The sequence below is a fragment of the Mangrovibacterium marinum genome (genome assembly GCF_003046625.1).
GTDB lineage: Bacteria > Bacteroidota > Bacteroidia > Bacteroidales > Prolixibacteraceae > Mangrovibacterium > Mangrovibacterium marinum.
Map to the genome: position 1 here is coordinate 17,636 of NZ_QAAD01000024.1, position 15,237 is coordinate 32,872.

Sequence of the window (15,237 nt, forward strand, 5' to 3'; positions counted from 1 at the left end):
ACGGGTAGGGGTGGAGGTTTTTCATTTTACTCGCTTACCCAAACTTCGTCGCAGGCCAGCATGGGCTTTTTGGTTTTGTGCCCGCGCCATAGAGGAAGCTTAGCCTGGGGCATTGCAGTTACACGAATGTATCTTAGCGTTTGTTGCTTGAATGCAATTGCTAAAGGGATCTTTTGAATAGTGTAGTCTTCAGCCAGGGGACTGGTGGTAAGTTCCCCTAATTGATAAAAATGCTCGCCATCCAATGATCCTTCAACGATTAGTTGCTCGGGCCGGAAAATCCAATGGCGCTGATCTTCCAGAAAATTCAGCTTAACATGACTTACCGATATGGTTGCGTTTAAGTCAAGCGTACATTGTAGCGGAGATCCGTAAAAACAAAGCCAGTTATAGCTGAAATCGTCGAAGCCATACATACCGTCGATCAGCGTTCGCTCTCCTTTGGTGGCATATTCCGCCACGAAAGGAGAAGTCATCTCCCGGATTGTGCCTTCGCTGGCCAGGTTCTTTGCCGGGGGGTGATGAAAACACCATGCCCATTCGTTTTTGTATTGATCGATGGTGGTACCGGCTTCATTGAGCTTGTCAATGCCGTTTTGTTTGCAGGCCTGGTAGAAGCGGTCGACACGTTGCTGCATTCGTGGTTTAAGACTTAGGCTTCCGTCTTTTGCGGTTTGCCAGATGCCATAGCGGTCGCGCCCGTAAAAGCGACTTTGTTGCAGGTAAGCGAACTCATCAGATAATCGTAGCCGGTTAACGCGTTTCCAAAGTTCCGGTTGGCGCTCAGCTGCAATTTCCGCAGAATCAAGGATCATGCTGTATCGATCCATCATCTCAGGCGTCAGATAAGTGTTCCAGTCACCAACCGGGTTGCCGTAAATGTCGAGTTGCGCTCCGCTTTTCACAAGTGCATCTCGTTGAAGGTCGATGTACTGCCGGAGGTATTGGGCAGCCGGTCCATAGTAGCCCTGAAGAAATTCATCGGTTAGCTTTTCAACATCCTGTTCCGGCGACCAAAGCAGCTTCGCCAGAAGGTACTGTTTTAGTTCGGCCAGGTTGCTGTAATCGTAGCCGCTTCCCTGTGCAAAAACTCCGGATACGCCATGCTGCTTAAAATAGTTGAGGTTTGGTTGAAGTGTCGGAATGATCGGGAATGGCGCCAGGTAATTGGTGAACTGGGTGTAATAATCCCAAACGAAGATGTGAGAACTTATCTTTTCCCAATCTTTCAGATTTCGGTTAAAGGCAGCGGCGCTTTTTTCGTTTTCCAGTTCGCGGGTGCGATAAGCATCAATGGAACTGAGAAAGATGTAAACGTTCGGCCGAGGCTTCGTATGCAGCGGTGCACGGGAGGTGCTACCGTAAGCAAGGGTTGTAAAAATCCGCTCGGGGAAAGCTTTGGCAATGGCATTGACAAAGCGGATCAGTGTTCCCTGGTCGCCGCCTTCGCGTTGGTTAATTTTGCTGCAATGGTCGCATTCGCAGGTACCAACATCATCGTTGGCGCTGATTGACCAGTAGATCGCATTGGTATGCTCTTTAATCTTTTTCCGAATTGTGGCAATGGCAATTTTGATCACCTGTTTGTTGGTCAGGCAGAGCTGCAACGGGCGGCGTTCTCCCAGGTAGAATGAGAAATATTCCGGATGATCGCGAAAGTATCTTTTTGCAGGAACAAGCTGATTGAAGCTGTGTCCCCACATTCCCCAAAGATCGTCCAACCGGTGTAGTTTATGCCAATCCAGGTATTCATCGTCTGCTTCGGCGGGGAAGTAGGCTTCGCGATACTCAAAGGCCGGTTTGGAGTGGATCAATAAATTCGAGTCGATTGTCAGATTCGAAACACGCGGGCAAACAGCCGGTTCGTTGGCATTCCATTTTCGGCACCCCAGAATTTCTTCAATGAAAGTGTAAACTCCGTAAATGACACCTTTGCGTTTTCCTCCGGTAATTTGAAGCTTGCCCGCTTTCACTTCAATTGTATAGGCTTGCGGCGCATTTTCGACTTTAGTCCAGCTGGTTTCACCAATGCTGATGTAGGGTTGGTCCGGCTCGCTGACCGATTGGGTAATCGGTAGCTGCACGCTTGTTACCTGTTTAAAATAGGATTGAAATATATGTGCTGCTTGAAGCTCTTCGGCATTGGCTGAAGGTGCAATTACAATCTTGTAGGCTGATTTCCCGTTGTTGGCCAGCTCGACAGGTGCTGCCGGGCTCATTCCCGAAAGATGAGTCAGAAGCATGGTCAGTAACAGCGTCAGGTAGTTGGGCATATCAGAAGTTTCGGAGTAAAGTGAGGTAGAAATCGTACTGATTGTAGCTTTTATTGTCTGGAATACGCTGGTTGGCATAGCTGGCAACCAGGTTGATGGTCCATCGGTAGTTGATGTTTTTTTGATAGCCCAGTCCTGCGGATTTCATCAGGAAGCCCGAAACGCGTTCGGTTCCGAACTGGCGGCTGCGGTCGTCGGGGCTGGTTCCTAATGCACCGATAATAGCGATGTAGTCCAGCTTGTCGTTCAGGTAGAACCGGTGGTTCAGCGAATAAGCCTGATCCCACCGGTTGTCGTCATGGATGGCATACACCCGGATGTTTGTCCAGTTGTTGCCCCAGTATTTACCAACCGACGCGAGTGCCGAAACGGTATGATAGCCCAGCGAATAAACATAGCGCGAACCCAGCTCGCCTTCCCAGCCTTTGTTGAAGCTGCGGAAAAGCGAATAGCCGGCGCGTACTTTGGGGAAAACCAGTTCATCGGACGACCAACCTGCAAGTGCATACGAATAGTAACGCTGGTTGTGCTGGTAGTAAAGCTCCGATTCCAGTTGATAGCCAGTGGCTGTTCCGCGGTCGCGGTAGTTGGCACGGGCAATCCAGCTGGCCTTTTTGAAACGGCGCATATATTGAAGCGAACTAATCCACGAAGGATCCCGGTCATCCGAGTAAATACTGTGCAAATGGATGATGCCGATTTGGTTTTTGTAAGTCTTGCTTTTCAGGTAGTCGGCATAAGTCAAATAGTGCCGGTTGTCCGTTGTTGTTTGCGCTGCTGCATAAGCCGCCTGATAGGCTTTTTCATATTGAGAAAGCTCCTCGTAGGCTGCTGCCTTTTTAATTAAAAGATAGCTGTGCGCCGGAGAAATCTTTAATCCACGGTTGGCATAATCGATCGTTTGTTGGTAGTGCTTCAGTTCAAAGTTGGCGGTCGCTAAATCTTTCATCAGATTCAGGTTTGTCGACGCTATCGGGGCGGCTTTTTCGAGCGTACTCCGTGTTGCTTCCCAGTTTTGTTGCTTCCGGTATGCCGAAGCCTGCCTGATCAGAATGTCAGCATATAAAGCGGAATCTTTCGCCGAGGGATAGCTGGTCATTAAATGATAAGCCGGGGCCAGTGCTTTTTCATATTGACCTGCTTCAGCCAGAAACGAGGCATTCTTAATCAGAAAAAGGCTGTCGTCAGGGGCTTGTTGAAGTGCTGCCGATGAATATTGGATGGCTTCATCCAATTGGTGGTTGGCATAAGCCAGGTTGAAGAGCTGGATATACGCATTCCGGTTGGAAGGATTGTCTGCCAATATTTCGTTGAGAAGCTTTGTTGCCTGTTCCGGGAGCTTATTTTGAATCGCCTCTCCGGCCAATTGGAAACGAAGCTCCGTCAGCGAGTACAAGTATTTTTCATCCTTGGGATGCTTTTCATGTTGTTCGCGAAGTATGGCCAGCGCCTCATTTGTCTTTTGTTGGTTTTTCAATACATCAATTTTCTTGAGCAGTAAGTTCTGATCATCCGGTTGTGCCTGAAGTGCTTCGTTAATTAACTGTTCAGCTTTTGCGTAGTTTCCGGTGAGTATATTCAAACTGATCAGATCGTTTCGCACATTCCTGTTATCGGGCATCATCGTATGTGCTATTGCCAGGTGCACTTTAGCCCCGTTGTAGTTTTGTTGTATCAGAAATAACTTGCCAAGTAATTGGTGAATGTCGGGGTAGTCGGGCGTGATGAACAGCGCTTCTTCACATTTGGCGATAGCCTTCTCGTACTGGCCGTCTTTAGTCAGCGCTAAGGCTTCGGTTAACAACTCGTCCGACGATTTTTCGACCTGAGCGTTTGCCGTGAATAACACAAGCAGCATACAGGCGACTAAAAAATAGCGGGCAGGTGTAATGCTTTTGAACTCCATTTATTTTTGAATTTCCAGGTACGTCAATAAGATCATGTTTTACTGGTTGCGGGCTTTTGTACAAAACCTTTGCGTTGCATATTTCCCCAGCTGTGTTGGCGACCTGTAAGCTGAAATAGGTAGCCTTTCAGCGAAGCGAACAAAACCAGCGGGTGGTAGATGATTGGCTCCCAAAGGGCGGTGAAGCACAAATACAACACCTCGTGCCATTTGTATTGTTTGAAGATAATTTGGTTCCACACCAGCGACAGGGTAGTTAGGGCGATGGAAAAAAAGTAGACAAACAAAAGCAAAATAATGGCGAAGGGCCAGTCAATACGGTCGGTGTAAATCAGGAAGATATAGATGAAGATTCCTCCCACTTCGATGAAGGCGGCCAGCAGTTCGAACAGAAAACTGTAGGGGAGCACAAGCATGCCCAGTTTTTTGTATTTGGGGCGAAACAGTATTTTTCGGTATTGCGCAATGATTTGCAGCAAGCCTCGGGCCCAACGCACACGTTGGCGGGTTAAGATCTTCAGCGACTCAGGGCCTTCGGTCCAGCAGAGTGTCACCGGAATATATTTGATGATATATTCCAGTTTATTGTCGAGCATGTACTGGGACATACGGATGATGATCTCCATATCCTCGCCGAAGGAATGACGGTCGTAGCCGCCGGCCTTCAGGGCAACCTCCCGATCGAAAAGGCCCAGACCTCCCGATACGTTGGGGACCGCGTTCAGGTACGACCAACCCATCTTCCCGGTCACGAACGAGCGGATATATTCAATTTCCTGAAAACGGGGTAGAAGTTTTTTCGGTGGTTTGGCGCGCACCAGCATGCCGGCGTCAAACTCGCAGGAGTTGGCCATCTTCAGTGTTGCCCCAACGGCAATAACCCGTTTGTGACTGGTGATGAAGGGCTGGATAAGCTCCAGCAGGGTGTCGGAATCCAGTATGCAGTCCACATCGGTATTCAGGAAGTAGGGGAAACGGGCTGCATTCAGGCCGGCATTCACCGCATCAGCCTTTGTTTTGCCATTTTCCTTGTCAATGACCAGCAGTTTTTGGTAAGCCCGGTCGACCGATTTGTAATAGCCCCGAACCGGAAAGGTTGAAAGCTCTTGCTGGCAGGCATAATCGGTTTTTATCAGCTTGAATTCCGCAATCAGTTTGTTGAGCGTATCATCTTTGCTGCCGTCGTTGACAATGATCACCTCGAAGCGGGGATAGCTCAGCGTTAGCAGCGAGCGGACATTGCTGATGATGGTCACCCCCTCGTTATAGGCCGGAGCGATGACGCTGATGCCGGGGCTGAGGTACGAACGCAGCAAAATGTCCTTGTCAACGGTGAGGCTCTCGCGTTTGTATTTGCTGATTGCCGCCCGCGACGAGAGAATAAGCATCAGGTAAATGCCGAACAATACCAAGCAATAAATGAAGATAAGGTATTGGTAAAAATCGAAAAGCTGAAGTAGAATATTTTTGAGCACTAATTGAAATTGATTAAAGGATTCTTAATGTATTGGATTAGCGCCGTCTCGTCTGTTGACAGCCGGTCGAAAAAGGGCAGTTCGCGAATCTCAGCCATCGGCATGCTTTTAAAAGCCGACAAGGCGGCATGCTTCTTCAGGTTGAAGTCGGTTTCATCTAAAAATGCACGAACCAAAAAATCGGGTGACAGATCGCCTCCGGTACGTCCCAGGGCTTTCAGAATTTCTTTTTTGATTTCCGGATTTTCTTCATTGGGGTAGCGGGCAATCAGTCCCTTTTCGCATTCCGCCTGCATCAATTTCCCGATGGCATTGATGAGTCGTATCTTCAGCCAGTCGCTGCAAGTGTCCAGCAGTTGGTGCATTTGGCAGGCTGCATCGAACTGCAGAAAATGAACAGCCAAACGAGCCGATAGGGCAACCAGATCTTCGGGGGTTTGCGGTGTGATCCATTGGGCAAACTGAGGAACGGAATCTTCCGACAGCTGCGATATGGTGCTGAACAGCTCCATTTCGTCCCAGGCGCTCAGCTTTTCGCCGCGTTCCACCAGTACATCGATCGAAAAGTTGGAGTGATACAAAAAGTAATAGGTTCGCGCAACGTGGTAAATATACTTGTTCTTGCGGGTCAGCAGTTGTTGCATTTGCTCGTCTTCCAGTACATAACCCATCTTATTCAGCTCGGTGATGGCACGGATTACCCGACGCGGAAACAGGCTGTCCAGATCGCGGATGGCATCTTTCTGCAAGTTCAGCTTTAGGTAGATGTATAGCAGGATCTTCTTGGTATTTCCCGACAGCTGTTCCCGCAGGTCGACAATGCTGTTGATCAGTATTCTTCGCCGATGGTTGTGTTCCGAAAACCGGAAAGGCTCAAACTTATGCAAATGCCGGTCGACGTCAAAAGCCTTATTGCGGGGAAGATCCTGCGTTTCCGAGATAATTTCAATCAGCAAATCCTGGGTGATCGGTTTCCAGCGGGCCTCCCGGATATCAGACAGGTAGTCGGTGAATTTCCGGTTGAAAAGCACCGTGTAGATGATGATTAACGACAAAACCAGCAGAAACACGAAGACAATGGCCAGCTGGATGAAGAAAGGACTTCTCTCGTATAAACCCATGGCTTGCATCAGCTCGCTTCCCCGGATGTTCGACACAAAACATACCATGGATTGTGTCTTTAAGCTGTTACGTTCACTTTTAACAGGCGCGTGACGCGTGACAGTAATTCTCCGGGGGTGAAGGGCTTTTTGATGTAGTCGTCAACGCCGCTGTCGAAACCGGCCATGACCGTTTCCTCGTTAACCACCGCCGAGATAATGATGACCGGAACCTGGTTTTGAGCTTTGTTTTGTTTGATGTGTTCAATGATCTCAAAACCATTGGCATAAGGAAGCATCAGATCGGTGATGATTAAGTCAAAAGGGGTTTCATGCAAGGCATTAATGGCTTCTTTACCGGTTTTTGCCACTGTGGTCTCAAAGCCATTTTTCTTCAATATGAATTCAATCATCTTCAACAACAGTTCGTTGTCTTCAATTATCAAAATTTTTTTCATTCGTTATTCTCTCTCGTTAAGCACTCATTCCGGTGTGAAACTAATAATGTTTTTCGTACATCGGGTTAATTAATCGTCAAATTCAGAATGAAAAAGTTAGCTTGTTGATTGGACCTTTTTTGCATTGAAGCGTGCAGATAGATGCAGTGTCGCCTAAGTGGCAGATAATCAGCTTTGTTTTTAGATTATGAGCACCGGAAATCTGTATTGGATGAGCGGCATGTTTTGTTTCGAGCTAAAGTTCATGTTCCCGATCTTTGCTCTATTGCAGTACGGAACGGGAGTTAATCAGGAGAACAAAATTTCGATGATAGGCATCATTTTTACTTGTGCTTGCTATTGTGTTGAATATTAAAACTATTTTATTGTTTCTGACTAACCAAGTGCGTGTTCTGCAAGTTTCAGACTCCTGTTGTCGCTTAATAACTCAGTTTTTCCATACGGCTGGCATCCAGGCGCAAAAAGATAAACAGCAAGATGGTAAACGACCAAAGCGAGGAGCCTCCGTAGCTGAAAAAAGGAAGGGGAATCCCGATCACCGGAGCCAGGCCAATGGTCATGCCAATGTTGATGGTCAGGTGAAAAAACAGAATGCAGGCCACGCTGTATCCGTACACCCGGCTAAAAACCGAACGTTGTCGTTCGGCCAAAAAGATGAGGCGGATGAGCAGCCCCAGAAAAAGCAGGATAACCGATGTTGTTCCGATAAATCCCCACTCTTCGCCCACGGTGCAAAAGATGAAGTCGGTGCTTTGTTCGGGCACAAAGTTGAATTTTGTTTGGGTTCCGTTTAGGAAACCTTTGCCGGCAAGGCCTCCTGAACCGATGGCAATTTTGGATTGATTGACATTATAGCCCACCCCCAGGGGGTCGGACTTGATGCCCAGCAGCTCCTCGATGCGTGCGCGCTGGTGCAGCTCCAGAATATTGTTGAAGACATAGTCGACCGAGAAAGTCATGAGCACCAGCATCAGGTAAATTCCGATGATGAGCAGTAGTTGGTTGATGCGGTGGCGCAGGGCATATACGGTGAAAATGATACTGGCCAGGATTGCCGATATCAGAATGATTTTGTTGGTGTCGATAGCCAGTTTTAGCAGGGTATTACTCAGCCACAAAGCCATAAAGATGGTGGCGGCAATAGCGACTGCTTTCAGGGCCAGCAGGAACTTGGGGTTGATGAAATAGTAAATGATGATTGCTGCCGCTGTAAGCAGGCTTATTGTCACCAACGGCTGCAGGATGAGCGTTAAAATAAAGACCAGAGCTACTAATACGCCTAGAAAAAGAATGGTTCCCGAGAGCCCTTCGCGATACAGAACGAGTGAAAAGACCGCAAATACCAGTGCCGATCCGGTGTCGTTCTGCAAAAAGATTAAGGCTACCGGAATCGCCAATATCGCGCCAATGACCATTATCGACTGCATTTTTTCAATCTTGAAATTATACGAGCTGGTGAACCTGGCTAGTGCCAGGGCGGTAGCCAGCTTGCTCACTTCGGCCGGTTGAAAGGCAAAGCCTCCGATTTGGAACCATGATTTGGCTCCTTTTACTTCGGAGCCGAAGAGCAGCACCCCGACCAGCATCAGTATGGTTGCAAGGTATATCGGAAAGGCAAAGGAAACATAGAATTTACTGTCGATCAGAATGAGCACGCCGGCTAATGCGAAGGCTGCGATGATCCAGATCAGCTGTTTTCCGTAGCGCTGGCTCATATCCAGAATGCTGCTGTGCTCTTCGTTGAAAACGGCAGCATAAATATTAATCCATCCCATGAAAACCAGCAGGATATAGAAGCCGATGGTTAGCCAGTCCAAATTTGCCCAGATGTTGTTTCTGCTTGCCATTATTTCTTTTGATTCGGATTTAACAGGTTTGCTTCAATCATTCTTTTTTCTGTTGCCAGTCGGTTGGGGGCACCAATCGAGTCGTTCAGGTATTTTTCAATCATCAGGCTGGCAATTGGTGCTGCATACCGTGCTCCCCACACCCCATTTTCTACATAGGCTGCAATGGCAATCTTCGGATTGTTTTTCGGGGCAAAGGCGATAAAGGCCGAGTGGTCGGCTCCATGCGTATTTTGAATAGTTCCGGTTTTTCCGCAAATCTCTATTCCGTCAACATGAGCAGTGTAGCGCGTATTGGTTTGGTCAATCACTTCCTGCATTCCTTCAATCACCTGCTCGAATTTGTCGGCATGCACCATGCAATCGCTTCGCTTGAAGTCCAGCTGATGGATGTTGTTGTCCGGATCGCTGATGGATTTCACCAGATGCGGATCGATATAGTAGCCGCGGTTGGCGATTACGGCTGCCATATTGGCCATTTGCAGCGGGGTGACAATAACCTCGCCTTGCCCGATGGCCAGCGAACGCACCGTTAAGGCATTCCAGTGGTGACGGCCGTAAAAGCGGTCATAGTAGCTTGCCTGTGGGATATTGCCCGGCGACTGACCATAGAACTCGGTTCCCAGCCGCTGTCCCAGTCCAAAGCTCTCCACATATTCGCGCCATTTTTTATAGCCGTCTTCCGCTTTGGGATAGTTCCCGATGATAGATCGGAAGGTATTCCAGAAATAGGGGTTGCACGACTCGCGAATGCCACCGACCAGGTCAATCGGCGATTCGTGGTGGTGTGTACACGAAATGGGTTTGGTGCCCGGACCGCCACACACAAAGGTGGTTTGCGGAGTAATAGTTCCTTCTTCCAGGGCAATCAGGGCGTTGATGGTTTTAAAGGTGGAGCCCGGCGAGTAGGCCGCCGATATGGCCCGGTTGGTCAGTGGCTTCAGCGTATCGGCCAGCAACATCTGGTAATTCTTGCTTCGTTCGCGACCAACCAGCAGGTTGGCGTCGTAGTCGGGTCCGCTGAAATAGCAAAGGATCTCTCCTGTGCTGGGTTCAATGGCCACCACCGCACCGCGTTTGTTCTGCATCAGCAGCTCGCAGTAAGCCTGTAGTTTGGCATCGATTGTTGTGGTCAGGTTATTCCCTAATACGGCTGCCGAGTCGTTTTTCCCTTCGTTATAAGCGCCTTTCAGTCGGTTGTGCACATCAACTAAAAAGTAACTGACGCCTTTGTGCCCGCGCAATTCTTTTTCGTAGGCCCGTTCGATCCCGGTAATACCAATGTAATCGCCCTGAGCATAGTAGGGATCTTTGTTTATTTGCGACTGGTTAACCTCGCCAACATAGCCCAGCATGTGTGCTGCAATGGGGTGAGCATATTCGCGCAGCGTACGGGTTTGCACGAAGAATCCCGGATATTTGTACAGTTTTTCCTGTAGCATGGCATACATTTCGGTCGACAGCTGCTTGACAATGACCGAGGGCTTGTAGCGCGAATATTTACGGGCTTTTTTGAGCTCCTGAACTAATTCGTCTTTCGATATCTTCAGGATGGAGCACAATTGTGTGGTGTCGAAAGCAGATACCTCGCGGGGAGTAACCAGCAGGTCGTAGGCCGCCTTGTTGTATACCAGCAGGTCGCCGTTGCGGTCGTATATCAATCCCCGCGCCGGATAGTTTATGACAGGGCGAAGGACGTTGCGGGTTGCATATTTCTTGTACGAACTATCGAGAACCTGCAGCGAAAACAGGCGGACAATAAAAATGATCGCAATCAATGCGAAAATGACTCCGATAATATACTGTCGTTTGGCGTATTTGTCCACAATCAGTTTTGTTTTGCAGTCATGTACTGGCTAACCAGGATCAGCACAATGGTCAGGGCCGAACTCAGCAGGCTGCGCAATAAGGTGTGAAAGAATCCGCTGAAGGTAAACACTTCGATATAGAACAGGAATAGATGATGGCTCAGCACCATGATCAGGCTGTAGCGAAAGAACCAGGAAAAACCGAGTTCCGAAATGCGGGGCAGCTGGTTTAATTCCAACACATCGCGCGACGAAATGAGATTGATGACCGAAGGGCGGATAAAGGCCACGAAGGTTGTTGCTGCCGCGTGCATCCCCAGGGTATTGGTGAAAATGTCGATATTCAAGCCCAGCAAAAAACCCAATAGCAGCAACAGGTAGTTGGGGGTGTTGAAGGGCAGGGTGAGGATGAACAGAATGTACAGATAAGGGTTGACATACCCACTGATTTGGATGTGGTTGAGCAGCAACACCTGGAGAAGTACCAGGATGAGCCACGAGCCAATATATTTGAAAATGCCGCTATTCATCCGTATTTAGTTCCTGTAATTGTTCTAATTCCTCTAAATGGTTGTTCTTCACAATCTCAACAAAGCTGAGATTGGCAAAGTTAGTCAGCAGCTTCACCTTGATGGCAAAGAAGTTTCGCCCGCTGGCATGATCGAAAGTTTCGATGGTTCCGATGGGCACGCCTTCGGGAAAAACATCGGAGAATCCGCTGGTAACAATGGTATCGCCAACAGCCATTTGCACATGAAAGGGAATCTCGTTCAGCCGGGCGTAGTGCGGATCCTGACCATCCCAGGCTAGTGAGCCAAAGTAATTCGAATTTTGGATCTTGGCCGACACTTTCCATCGCTTGTTCAGGATGGTGGGGCCGGTAGCGTAGTGGCGGGATACGCTGGTGATAATGCCAACAACGCCTCCGGGGCCAATGATTCCCATATCCACTTTTACGCCGTCGTCGCTTCCCTTGCTGAGTGTTATGTAGTTGTATTGGCGAACAAAGGAGTTGTTGATCACTTTTGCCGGTATAAACTCATAGCGCAGGTCGACACTATCGGAGGCCGTAAGTTCTGCGACAATGGCGGTCGAGTCGACAGCCACTGTGCTTTGCCGGTATTGTTCGAGCATGGTCCGCAAGCGGGCGTTTTCCTGCGCCAGATCGGCATTGGACTGTTGCAGGTGAAAGAAACTGCTTACCGCGTTAAAGCTTTTGTAAACCGACGCAATCAGGCTGTTCGACGAGTTGAAAAATTTCACCCGTTGAAAGTTGTTGTAGTTCACAAGCAGCCCAATGCTGATCGCTTCGAACAACAGAAATAATAAAATGAAATAATTTCGCGCCAGAAAGCGTAATAAACCTCTCATTCAGGGGGAAGTTTACTCTTTCCCGGTCTGGAATTACCGGATCAGGAAAGAGAATTTATCAACGTTTTTAAGAGCAATACCGGTACCACGGGCAACAGCACGCAAGGGGTCTTCGGCAACATGGAACGGAATGTTGATCTTTTCGGACAAGCGTTTGTCCAGGCCGCGGAGCAGAGCCCCACCACCGGCCAGGTAGATTCCTTTGTTCACAATATCGGCGTACAGCTCGGGCGGTGTTAACTCCAGGGCACTTAAGATGGCCGTTTCAATTTTCGAAATCGACTTCTCGAGACAGTGCGAGATTTCCTGATACGATACCGGCACTTCGATGGGCAGCGCTGTCATCTGGTTGGGCCCCTGAACGATGTAGTCGTTCGGCGGCGTTTCCAGTTGCGAGAGTGCCGAGCCAACGTTTATTTTGATATCTTCGGCAGTACGTTCACCCACTTTAATGTTATGCTGGTGGCGCATGTATTCCATGATGTCGGCTGTTAAGTCGTCGCCGGCAATACGGATCGACTTGTTGGTCACAATGCCACCCAGCGAGATTACGGCAATCTCGGTAGTACCACCACCGATGTCAACAATCATGTTTCCTTCGGGGGCTTCCACATCCAGGCCGATACCAATGGCCGCAGCCATTGGTTCGTAAATCATATACACTTCGCGGCCGCCGGCATGTTCCGACGAGTCGCGTACGGCACGAATTTCAACTTCAGTTGAGCCCGAAGGGATACAAACAACCATTTTCAGCGAAGGGGAGAACATTTTCGACTTCGGGTTGATCATTTTAATCATCCCCCGAATCATCTGTTCTGCCGCGTTGAAGTCGGCAATCACACCATCGCGTAACGGGCGAATCGTTTTCAGGTTTGGCGGTGTACGACCTTCCATCTGACGGGCTTTCTCACCAATGGCAAAAAGCTTTTCAGTCTTCATGTCGATGGTGACAACCGAAGGCTCGTCCAATACAATTTTATCGTTTTGTATGATGATGGTATTTGCTGTCCCCAGGTCAATCGCGATCTCCTGGGTTAAGAATGAAAACAATCCCATGTATTTTATCTCCTATGTCAAGGGGTTATGCCCGACTTTTTTCAAATTAATGTTTAAAGTGACGGCGACCGGTAAACAGCATGGCAATGCCGAACTCGTCGCAAGCTTCAATCACTTCCTCGTCGCGAATGCTGCCACCCGGCTCAACGATGTATTTCACTCCGTATTCGTTGGCGGCTTCAATACTGTCGCGGAAGGGGAAGAAAGCATCTGAAATCACAACCGATTCTTCAATTTTTACACCTTCTTTCAGGTCGAAACGAGGCATGGTTAATTGACGCATACTGTCCAGACGGTTGGGTTGTCCCATACCGGCACCTGTTAACCAGAATGATCCGTCTTCTTTTTCTGTGACAATCGCAATGGCATTACTTTTTAAATGCTTACACGCTGTAATACCAAACTTGGCCAGGTTCATTTTATTGCTGTCGAACTGAATTTTTGTCACGTTCTTGAACTCGCTGTCCATACCTTCGTCCTCGTCCTGTACCAGCATACCCCCGCTGATTGAGCGGAAGAGTTTTTCGCCGGTTGTTTCGGCTTTTAAAGGAGTTACCAGTAGACGAAGGTTTTTCTTCTTGGCGAAGATCTCCAACGCTTCAGGCGTGAATGCCGGAGCAATGATGATTTCAACGAATTTTTTGCCGAACCAGCTGGCTACTTCAGCAGTTACCGTGTCGGAAAAGCAAATGATTGATCCGAAAGCACTGATTGGGTCGCCTTCCCAGGCTAAATCCAACGACTTCAGGATGTTGTCGGTAACGGCCAGGCCGCAGGGGTTCAGGTGTTTGATGACCGAAACGGCCACCTTGTTTTCGATGTGATTGACCGAATGATAAGCGTCGGAAGCTGATTTCCACGCTGCGTCGGCATCCAGCAGGTTGTTGTACGACAACTCCTTGCCTTGCAGTACCTGGGCATTGGCCAAAGTTACTTTTGAGTCGGCATTGTCGAATTTGTAGAAAGTTGCCGATTGGTGCGGGTTCTCGCCATAACGCAAAACTTTGCCGTCGTTCAGGCTTACGCGTGTTTTGTCGTTGATGCCACCACCGTTAAAGTAGTTGAAAATGGCCGAGTCGTAATGCGACGACGTTGCAAAGGCTTTGCGGGCAAATTCCTTGCGGTCTTCCAATGTGCTTTCGCCATTTTTTGTATTCAGTAGATCGATGAAATCTTCGTATTGGTCGCGTGACGAAACGATGATCACATCGTTAAAGTTTTTCGCTGTTCCGCGGATTAATGCGATACCACCGATGTCAATCTTCTCAATGATATCTTCTTCAGAAGCACCCGATGCTACGGTTTCTTCAAAAGGATAGAGGTCCACAATTACCAGGTCGATTTCAGGAATCTCATACTGGCCAATTTGTTCCTGGTCGCCGGCGTTGTCACGACGGTTCAGGATACCTCCGAATATTTTAGGGTGCAGGGTTTTTACACGTCCGCCCAGAATTGACGGATAACCTGTCAGATTTTCAACAGCAGTAACCGGAATGTTTAAACTCTCGATAAAACTTTGAGTACCACCAGTTGAATAAAGTTCAACACCAAGTTCATTCAGTTTTTTGACAATTACATCCAGTCTATCCTTATGATAAACCGAGATGAGGGCTGATTTTATCTTTTTTAAATCCTTCATTTACAGTTTGTTAAAAATGCGTTGCAAAGATAGTAATTTCTATGGATTTATCTGATTGTAAAACAGAACTATTCAGAAAAACTTAGCGTTGAAAATAGAAAGATTTTTGATGCCGAAAAAGTGATGTTCTGAACTGTTTGAAAATAAATTCGAACGGGGCGGTGAGCTGTCGTGCGGATGCGTTTAATACCGATTAGTGGTTGCGCTGTCCCCGTAAATTTGGTTGGTTTTTATTGGTTTTCAACCCCGGTTAATCGGGATGAGATTTCAGCTGAATAATATCGTGTAAAAATTGGCCGTTTGT

At 48.1% G+C, this 15,237-nt stretch carries 11 protein-coding genes; all 11 read right to left on the reverse strand.

The genetic code is table 11. The features are described from left to right. Nucleotides 1-26: 26 nt before the first annotated feature. The 11 genes from C8N47_RS16275 to purH all read right to left on the reverse strand — a co-directional run bounded on the left by C8N47_RS16275 (nucleotide 27) and on the right by purH (nucleotide 14,933). On the reverse strand, nucleotides 27-2,273 hold the full coding sequence (locus C8N47_RS16275; RefSeq protein WP_170111429.1) for a DUF4838 domain-containing protein: 2,247 nt from the start codon (nucleotides 2,271-2,273) through the stop codon (nucleotides 27-29). Between the two features lies 1 nt (nucleotide 2,274). After that, a complete protein-coding gene (locus C8N47_RS16280) occupies nucleotides 2,275-4,179 on the reverse strand; it encodes a YaiO family outer membrane beta-barrel protein (protein ID WP_107823636.1) in 1,905 nt (634 codons plus the stop codon). 32 nt (nucleotides 4,180-4,211) lie between these two features. Further along, the gene (locus tag C8N47_RS16285) at nucleotides 4,212-5,654 is read right to left on the reverse strand and encodes a glycosyltransferase family 2 protein (RefSeq protein WP_211316182.1); all 1,443 of its coding nucleotides are present in this window, start codon (nucleotides 5,652-5,654) and stop codon (nucleotides 4,212-4,214) included. Continuing rightward, a complete protein-coding gene (locus C8N47_RS16290) occupies nucleotides 5,654-6,823 on the reverse strand; it encodes a HEAT repeat domain-containing protein (protein ID WP_107823637.1) in 1,170 nt (389 codons plus the stop codon). The genes C8N47_RS16285 and C8N47_RS16290 overlap by 1 nt, the downstream gene beginning before the upstream one ends. Before the next feature lie 11 nt (nucleotides 6,824-6,834). Then, on the reverse strand, nucleotides 6,835-7,212 hold the full coding sequence (locus C8N47_RS16295) for a response regulator transcription factor (protein WP_107823638.1): 378 nt from the start codon (nucleotides 7,210-7,212) through the stop codon (nucleotides 6,835-6,837). A 419-nt stretch (nucleotides 7,213-7,631) separates the two neighbouring features. Further along, complete coding sequence (rodA, locus tag C8N47_RS16300; protein WP_107823639.1) at nucleotides 7,632-9,059, reverse strand: rod shape-determining protein RodA; 1,428 nt, start codon at nucleotides 9,057-9,059, stop codon at nucleotides 7,632-7,634. Further along, nucleotides 9,059-10,885 (reverse strand): penicillin-binding protein 2, encoded by a 1,827-nt coding sequence (gene mrdA, locus C8N47_RS16305; RefSeq protein ID WP_107823640.1) that lies wholly within the window; start codon nucleotides 10,883-10,885, stop codon nucleotides 9,059-9,061. Before mrdA ends, rodA begins: the two co-directional genes overlap by 1 nt. A 2-nt stretch (nucleotides 10,886-10,887) precedes the next feature. Continuing rightward, nucleotides 10,888-11,397, reverse strand: a complete 510-nt coding sequence (gene mreD / locus C8N47_RS16310) for a rod shape-determining protein MreD (protein WP_107823641.1) — start codon at nucleotides 11,395-11,397, stop codon at nucleotides 10,888-10,890. Further along, nucleotides 11,390-12,238: a rod shape-determining protein MreC gene (gene mreC, locus C8N47_RS16315; protein ID WP_107823642.1), complete on the reverse strand. Its 849-nt coding sequence runs from the start codon at nucleotides 12,236-12,238 to the stop codon at nucleotides 11,390-11,392. Before mreC ends, mreD begins: the two co-directional genes overlap by 8 nt. Before the next feature lie 33 nt (nucleotides 12,239-12,271). Next, complete coding sequence (locus C8N47_RS16320) at nucleotides 12,272-13,294, reverse strand: rod shape-determining protein (protein ID WP_107823643.1); 1,023 nt, start codon at nucleotides 13,292-13,294, stop codon at nucleotides 12,272-12,274. A gap of 46 nt (nucleotides 13,295-13,340) precedes the next feature. Further along, entirely contained in the window at nucleotides 13,341-14,933 is a 1,593-nt protein-coding gene (purH, locus tag C8N47_RS16325; RefSeq protein WP_107823644.1) for a bifunctional phosphoribosylaminoimidazolecarboxamide formyltransferase/IMP cyclohydrolase, read from the reverse strand. Nucleotides 14,934-15,237: the final 304 nt, after the last annotated feature.

Coding starts and splice junctions, on each gene's coding strand:
- mreC (WP_107823642.1), bottom strand. CDS start 12,238: ATGAGAGGTTTATTACGCTTTCTGGCGCGAAATTATTTCATTTTATTA.
- purH (WP_107823644.1), bottom strand. CDS start 14,933: ATGAAGGATTTAAAAAAGATAAAATCAGCCCTCATCTCGGTTTATCAT.
- C8N47_RS16280 (WP_107823636.1), bottom strand. CDS start 4,179: ATGGAGTTCAAAAGCATTACACCTGCCCGCTATTTTTTAGTCGCCTGT.
- C8N47_RS16320 (WP_107823643.1), bottom strand. CDS start 13,294: ATGGGATTGTTTTCATTCTTAACCCAGGAGATCGCGATTGACCTGGGG.
- rodA (WP_107823639.1), bottom strand. CDS start 9,059: ATGGCAAGCAGAAACAACATCTGGGCAAATTTGGACTGGCTAACCATC.
- mreD (WP_107823641.1), bottom strand. CDS start 11,397: ATGAATAGCGGCATTTTCAAATATATTGGCTCGTGGCTCATCCTGGTA.
- C8N47_RS16295 (WP_107823638.1), bottom strand. CDS start 7,212: ATGAAAAAAATTTTGATAATTGAAGACAACGAACTGTTGTTGAAGATG.
- C8N47_RS16275 (WP_170111429.1), bottom strand. CDS start 2,273: ATGCCCAACTACCTGACGCTGTTACTGACCATGCTTCTGACTCATCTT.
- C8N47_RS16290 (WP_107823637.1), bottom strand. CDS start 6,823: ATGGTATGTTTTGTGTCGAACATCCGGGGAAGCGAGCTGATGCAAGCC.